At 71.5% G+C, this 6,092-nt stretch carries 7 protein-coding genes; 1 reads left to right on the forward strand and 6 read right to left on the reverse strand.

The annotated features are described in order from the left end of the window. A partial coding sequence (locus IFT89_RS19325) for a DUF222 domain-containing protein (RefSeq protein ID WP_202939780.1) occupies positions 1-747 on the reverse strand: 747 nt, incomplete at its 3' end. A gap of 146 nt (positions 748-893) precedes the next feature. Between IFT89_RS19325 and IFT89_RS19330 the strand changes: the two genes are divergently transcribed. Next, positions 894-2,348: a threonine/serine ThrE exporter family protein gene (locus tag IFT89_RS19330; RefSeq protein WP_244650874.1), complete on the forward strand. Its 1,455-nt coding sequence runs from the start codon at positions 894-896 to the stop codon at positions 2,346-2,348. A 10-nt stretch (positions 2,349-2,358) separates the two neighbouring features. Here the strand turns inward: IFT89_RS19330 and IFT89_RS19335 are convergent, their stop codons facing one another. The 5 genes from IFT89_RS19335 to IFT89_RS19355 form a co-directional block, all read right to left on the reverse strand. Continuing rightward, on the reverse strand, positions 2,359-3,594 hold the full coding sequence (locus tag IFT89_RS19335; protein WP_202939782.1) for an MFS transporter: 1,236 nt from the start codon (positions 3,592-3,594) through the stop codon (positions 2,359-2,361). Positions 3,595-3,637: 43 nt separating this feature from the next. Next, entirely contained in the window at positions 3,638-3,778 is a 141-nt protein-coding gene (locus tag IFT89_RS19340; RefSeq protein ID WP_159877259.1) for a hypothetical protein, read from the reverse strand. Next, positions 3,768-4,220, reverse strand: a complete 453-nt coding sequence (locus tag IFT89_RS19345; protein ID WP_191940288.1) for an SRPBCC family protein — start codon at positions 4,218-4,220, stop codon at positions 3,768-3,770. The genes IFT89_RS19340 and IFT89_RS19345 overlap by 11 nt, the downstream gene beginning before the upstream one ends. A gap of 154 nt (positions 4,221-4,374) precedes the next feature. After that, positions 4,375-5,061, reverse strand: a complete 687-nt coding sequence (locus tag IFT89_RS19350; RefSeq protein WP_191940289.1) for a response regulator — start codon at positions 5,059-5,061, stop codon at positions 4,375-4,377. Then, positions 5,058-6,092 (reverse strand): sensor histidine kinase (locus tag IFT89_RS19355; protein WP_244650872.1); only part of this gene is annotated, 1,035 nt, incomplete at its 5' end. The genes IFT89_RS19350 and IFT89_RS19355, both read right to left, overlap by 4 nt.

The raw sequence follows: 6,092 nt of genomic DNA on the forward strand, positions 1-6,092 counted from the left end.
ATCGGCGCGCAGCTGCGCGAGCGTGCGGGGGTCGCCGGCGATCCGCGCCGGGACCGCGACGGCGTCGAGGCGGTTCCTGATCGCGTGCGCCAGCGGGGCAGTGGTGAACAGGTGCAGCCAGGCCATGCCGTCGGCCGCAGCCTCGAGCTCGACACGGCGGTCGGCGATCGAGCGCGTGCGTCGGGCGGTGAACGATTCGGGGTGCAGCCGCTCCCGCACGACCCTCGCGCGCTGACGCAGGCGTGCGGTCGTCGATCGAAGGGCGACGGGAAGCACCTGCTCCAGGAACACCGCGCGGCCCTCCGCCGGGACGTCGCGCAACTGGTCGGTGATCGCGCGGGCGTGACCGCCGCTGATGGCACCCTCCGCGAGCGCCTCGAGCACGCTGGGTGCGTGGTGGACGAGCGCCTCGGCGTCGCCGACGCGCGCCTGGAGCGTCGGCTCGGACATCCTCGTGGCGATCGCGAGCGACGCGCACATCGAGCGCCTCGCGAGGTCGCGTGCGTCGGTGGAGGTGGTGCTCGCGGAGACGAGCGCTGACGCGGTGGCGTCGGCATACGCGAACGCCTCGGCGAGGAGCCGTGCCTCCTCGGCGTCGAGCGCCGCGCGGCGCCGGGCGAGATCGACGAAGCGGTCGGTGAACGACGCCATCCGAGCCGCGAAGGCATCGCTCGGGTGTTCCGGGTGCTCCGGATACCCCGAGCGCTCGTGCACCTCGGGGCCCTCGAACGTGGCGGTCTCGGTCATGACTCCAGTCCAACATGGACCACTGACATTCGAGATGATCACGAGGATCTGGGCCGCTCGGACCCGCCCATCGCCTCGCACAGACGACCGCCGAACACCAGGGCGAGCCCGCCGTCACCGGTGGCTCGTACGATGAGCGGGTGGGTATGCGTTCGCTGCTGAGTCAGCTGGCCGGGGGAGTCCGAGGAGCGGCGCCGGAGGGCGTCGACGAGCAGGCGGTCGTCCGCCTCAATGCGGAACGGCCCGTGCGCGAGGTGCTCGAGCTGGCCGGCCGGATCGGCGAGTCGATGCTGGCTCTTGGAGCAGCAGCGGCCGAGGTCACCGACGCCATCCGTCGCGTGTGCCGCGCGTTCGACCTCGAATGCCAGGTCGACCTCACCTTCACCTCCATCCTCATCGCGCACGACGGGTCCGAGCTGTCGCCGGGCGTCACCGTGCTGCGCGTGGTCCGCTCGCCCTCCGCCGACTTCGACCGCCTCGCCAAGGTCGTCGTGGTCGCCGAGGGCATCACCAACCGATCCGAACCGATCATGACGGTCACCGACGTCGCCCGCGACGACGAGGCCGACCTCCGTGACGAACTGCACGCCCGCCTCGGCGCCGCCCACCGCGACCTCGACCGCATCCTCACCGCACGCCGCACCTACCGCCGCGGCTTCGTCACCGTGCTGCTGTCGACCATGGCGGCGGCCGTCGCCGTCCTCCTCGGGGGTGGCGTCGTCTCGATGCTGCTCGCCGCCGCCACCACCGCGCTCATCGACAGCGCGTTCCGCGCACTGAACGTCTGGAAGCTGCCGGTCTTCTTCCTCCAACTCACCGGGGCGGCCATCGCCACGACCGTCGCCGTCCTCATCTCGATCCTCAGCCCCTACGTCCCGGACGACCTCTCGGCCCTGCCGCCGGCCCTCATCGTCGCGTCGGGCATCGTCGTCCTCCTCGCCGGGGCATCCCTGGTGGGAGCGGCCGACGACGCGATCAACGGGTTCCCCGTCACCGCGAGCGGACGGCTCGTCGAGGTGATGCTCCTCACGATCGGGATCGTGGTCGGCATCGGTGGCGTCCTCGACCTCGCCCGGCGCCTCGGCATCTCCCTGGTCCTCTTCGACCTCCCGGTGAGCCCGTGGCCCGTCGCCGTGCAGATCGTCGGCGCGGCCGTGGCCTCCGCTGCCTGGGCGATGGCTTCGCAGGCGGCCCTCCGTGCAGCGTTCTTCGCCGGGGTCACCGGCGCGATCGCGTTCTCCGTCTTCGTGTTCGTCTCCGGCAGTGGCGTCGCGCCCGCCGCAGCCAGTGCGCTCGCCGCGCTCATCATCGGCTTCGCCGCGGAGGCGCTCGGCCCGCGGCTGCGCATCCCGGCGATCATCCTCACCATCTGTGGGATCGTGCCGCTGCTGCCCGGGCTCGCGATCTACCGCGGCATGCTCGCGCTCGTGAACGGCGAGCAGGGTTCCGAGGGGATCGAACAGCTGCTGCAGGCGGGCCTCACCGGCCTCGCGCTCGCCGCCGGCGTCACGCTCGGCGAGATCCTCGCCCGCCGCACGGGCGTCTCCGGCCGCGTGCTGCTGCCCGGATACATCCGGCGCTCCAAGCGGCACCCGCGCTGAGCGGAACGACTCAGGGACCGGTAGGCGAGGCCGTCCGCTGCCGCTCCTGGGGCTTCGCCGCGGACGTCAGGAACGACGCCAGGACGACGACGGCGAGCACCACGATCATCGCGCCGCGCAGACCGAAGTGCTCCCCGAGGAACCCGAGCAACGGCGGCCCGACGAGGAATGCGACGTAGCCGGCCGAAGCCACCGCCCCGACGGTCGTCGTCGGATCGTCGCTCTCACCCGCCGCCGAGAGGGTCACCGGGAAGCCGAGCGCCGCACCGAGCCCCCACAGCAGGACCGCGAGCCCCGCGACGAGCACACTGTCGGAGAACACGACGAGCGCGATGCCGACCGCCGACACGAGCGCGCTCACCCGCAGCACGTTGGCCTTGCCGAAGCGGGCGAGGAGCGGTTCGCCGGCGAAGCGACCGATCGTCATGGCGAGTGCGAACCCGGCGAAGACGATCGATCCGACCGCCGCCGTGGTGCCGTGCCCGTCGACCATGAGGAGCGGCAACCAGTCGCCGGCGGCGCCCTCGGCCAGCGCGAGGGCGAGCACGATGAGGCCGAGGAAGATCACGCGCTGCTGCCGCCAGACCGCGAGCTGCGCACGGATCCCGGGGGAGCCGGCACCCGTGTCCGACTGTCGTCCCGTCTCGGCGGGGATCTTCGGGATCGCCCACAGCAGCGCCACCAGCGCGACGGTCGCGACGATCAGCAGATGGATCATCACCGGGAAGGCGATCGCCGTGAGCGCGATGCCGGCGACCGAGCCGATGACGGACCCGAGACTGTAGCAGCCGTGGAGCACGGGCAGGATGGACCGTCCGGACAGCTGCTCGATCATCGCGCCCTCGATGTTGATCGCGATCTCGGCGAGGCCGAAGCCCAGGCCGATGCCGATCAGCCCGAGGAAGACACCGACGCCCTGCCCGGCACCCGCCATGAGGGCGAGGAGAGCGAGCCCGGTGACGAACGCCACTCCGCCGATGATGATCGGGCGACGCGCACCGAACCGACGGACGAGCGCGGCGGACGAGAGGATGCCCGTCATCGAGCCGACGGAGATCCCGAAGAGGATGAGTCCCATCTCGGCGGTGCTCGCGTGGACGAGGTCGCGGACGGCGGGCGTCCGGACGATGAACGACGACAGGCCCACGCCGACGGTGAGCATGAAGACGAAGATCGCCCCGCGCCGCCGCCGAAGAGGGGCGGACAGCGCGGGGCGGGGGTTCGCCTGACCGGCGCGAGCACTCATGCTCCGAGCCTAGAGGCGGTGATGCGGTGTGACGGGCGTGTTGCTAGCCCGACGGGTTCTCGACGGGGTCGCCCTCGGCGTCGGTCCCCGTCTCGGGGTCGACCTCCTCGGGCTTCGGCACATCGTGCTTCACGTCGTCGTCGTGCGTGTGCGGGGGACCGGGGCGGGGGCCGTCACTTGACATCGCCACGCCATCCCTGTCCGGTCTGGCCCTCGGATTCGACGAGCTGCTTGAAGTTGCCGAGGTCCTTCTTGACCGCATGGCCGGCCACACCGACGGCTGCGCCGAGGTGCTCGAGGAGCCCCTTGGGCTCCCAGTCGAGCTGCACGGTGACGCGCGTCTTGGCCTCCTCGAGGCGGTGGAACGTCACGACGCCGGCGTGGTCGACCTCGCCACCAGTGCTGGTCCAGGCGACGCGCTCGTCGGGGTGCTGCTCGGTGATCTCCGCCTCGAAGGTGCGGGTCTGTCCGGCGACGCTGACCGTCCACTCGGTAAGGGTGTCGGTGACCTGCGTGATCGAGTCGACCTCGTCGAGGAACTTGGGGAAGTCCTCGAAGCGGGTCCACTGGTTGTAGGCGACGGAGACGGGAACGTCGACGTCGATGGTTTCGATGACCTGGGTCATGGGCGCCATCCTCTCTGGTTCTGCGGTACCTGCGTGGGTCTCGTCCGGAAAGCCCGGACGCGACTGCGACGGTACGCGTGCAAGCTGCGATTCCGGGGGCATGGCCTCGGGCGCTGCAACCTGTTACCCTGCCCGACTCGACGCGAGCCCTCGCTCAGAGCTGGAAGCGGTACCCCATGCCGGCCTCGGTGAGCAGGTGGCGGGGAGTGGCCGGCTCAGGTTCGAGCTTCTTCCGCAGCTGCGCGATGTAGAGGCGCAGGTAGCCGGTGTCGGTCACGTGCGTCGGACCCCAGATCTCCGTGAGCAGCATCTGTCGGGTCACGAGCTTGCCGGCGTTCCGGATGAGCAGCTCGAGCACCTGCCACTCCGTCGGCGTCAGGCGGACGGTGGCCGGGGACGCACCAGGGATCTGCTTGGTGACCTGCTTCGCAGCGAGGTCGACCACGATGTCGCCGAACCGCACGGTGGGTTCGGCCTCGGCGCCGGGGACTCGCCGGGTGAGGGCGCGGATCCTGGCGAGCAGTTCGTCGATCGCGAAGGGCTTCGTCACGTAGTCGTCGGCTCCGGCGTCGAGCGCCTCGACCTTGTCGGTCGAGCCGGCGCGACCGGACACCACGAGGATCGGCGCGTCGGTCCAGCCGCGGAGGCCCTCAATCACCTGCCGCCCGTCGAGTCCCGGCATGCCGAGGTCGAGCAGGTACAGGTCGGGCCGGTGCGTCGTCGCGGCGTTGAGCGCAGCGGTCCCGTCCTCGGCCGTGATGATCTCGTAGCCCCGGGCGGTGAGGGTGATGCGCAGGGCCCGGAGGATCTGCGGGTCGTCGTCGGCGATCAGGATCTTCATCGAGCGGTCCCCTCCTGATCACGTGCCGCCGGCAGCGACACCACCATGGTGAGGCCCCCACCCGGCGTGTCCTCCGGTTCGAGTGTGCCACCCATCCCCTCGACGAAGCCCTTCGACAGCGCGAGTCCCAGGCCGAGACCGGTGAGGTTGTCGGTGTCGCCGAGGCGCTGGAAGGGGACGAACACGTCCTCCCGCCGGTCGGGTGCGATCCCCGGGCCGTGATCGACGATGCGGATCTCGACGGCGTCCCGGAAGCCGCTCGTCGCGATCCGGACGGGGGTGCCGTCGGGGCTGAAACGCTGCGCGTTCGTCAGGAGGTTCACGATGACGCGTTGGAGGAGGCCGGCGTCCGCGAGGACGGGAGGGAGGTCGGGTGCGAGATCGAGCTCGGCGTCGTGCGGACCGATGCCGAGCTCGTCGAAGGCCGGCAGGATCGCGTCCTCGACGTCGATCGGGGCGACGGTCACGGCGAGGACACCGGCCTGGAGGCGACTGACGTCGAGCAGGTTCGTGACGAGGGCCGCGAGGGTGCGCAGGCTGTCGTCGGCGGTCTCGAGGAGGTCGCGGCGGTCCGCCGTGGTGAGCTCGACGTCGGTCGCGCGCAGGCCGGTGACGGCGGCGGTCGCAGCGGCGAGGGGGCGCCGGAGGTCGTGACAGACCGCCGAGAGCAACGCGCTCCGCACCCGGTCGGTCGCTGCCAGCGGGCCGACCTCCCGGGCGGTTGCGCGGAGATCGGTGTGCTCGAGCGAGGCGTCGAGCTGCGCCGCGATGACGGCGAGCAGGCGGCGGTCGGAGGCGGCGAGCACCCCGCCGTGCAGTTCGAGCACCGCGCGGGTGCCGATCGGGATGCTCGTGAAGTCGCCTCCGCGGGTCGGTTCGCCGTCGACGGCAAGGACCTGCTCACCGGCGACGAGGCGTACGCCGGCGAGCGAGAAGGACTCGCGGGTCCGGCTGACGAGCGCCTGCAGGGCGCCCTCGCCGCGGAGCACGCTGCCCGCGACCGTCGCGAGCAGCTCGGACTCCGCGGCCGC

This window comes from Plantibacter sp. CFBP 13570, assembly GCF_014841395.1.
Lineage (GTDB): Bacteria > Actinomycetota > Actinomycetes > Actinomycetales > Microbacteriaceae > Plantibacter > Plantibacter auratus.

Coding starts and splice junctions, on each gene's coding strand:
- IFT89_RS19345 (WP_191940288.1), bottom strand. CDS start 4,220: ATGACCCAGGTCATCGAAACCATCGACGTCGACGTTCCCGTCTCCGTC.
- IFT89_RS19340 (WP_159877259.1), bottom strand. CDS start 3,778: ATGTCAAGTGACGGCCCCCGCCCCGGTCCCCCGCACACGCACGACGAC.
- IFT89_RS19350 (WP_191940289.1), bottom strand. CDS start 5,061: ATGAAGATCCTGATCGCCGACGACGACCCGCAGATCCTCCGGGCCCTG.
- IFT89_RS19335 (WP_202939782.1), bottom strand. CDS start 3,594: ATGAGTGCTCGCGCCGGTCAGGCGAACCCCCGCCCCGCGCTGTCCGCC.
- IFT89_RS19330 (WP_244650874.1), top strand. CDS start 894: ATGCGTTCGCTGCTGAGTCAGCTGGCCGGGGGAGTCCGAGGAGCGGCG.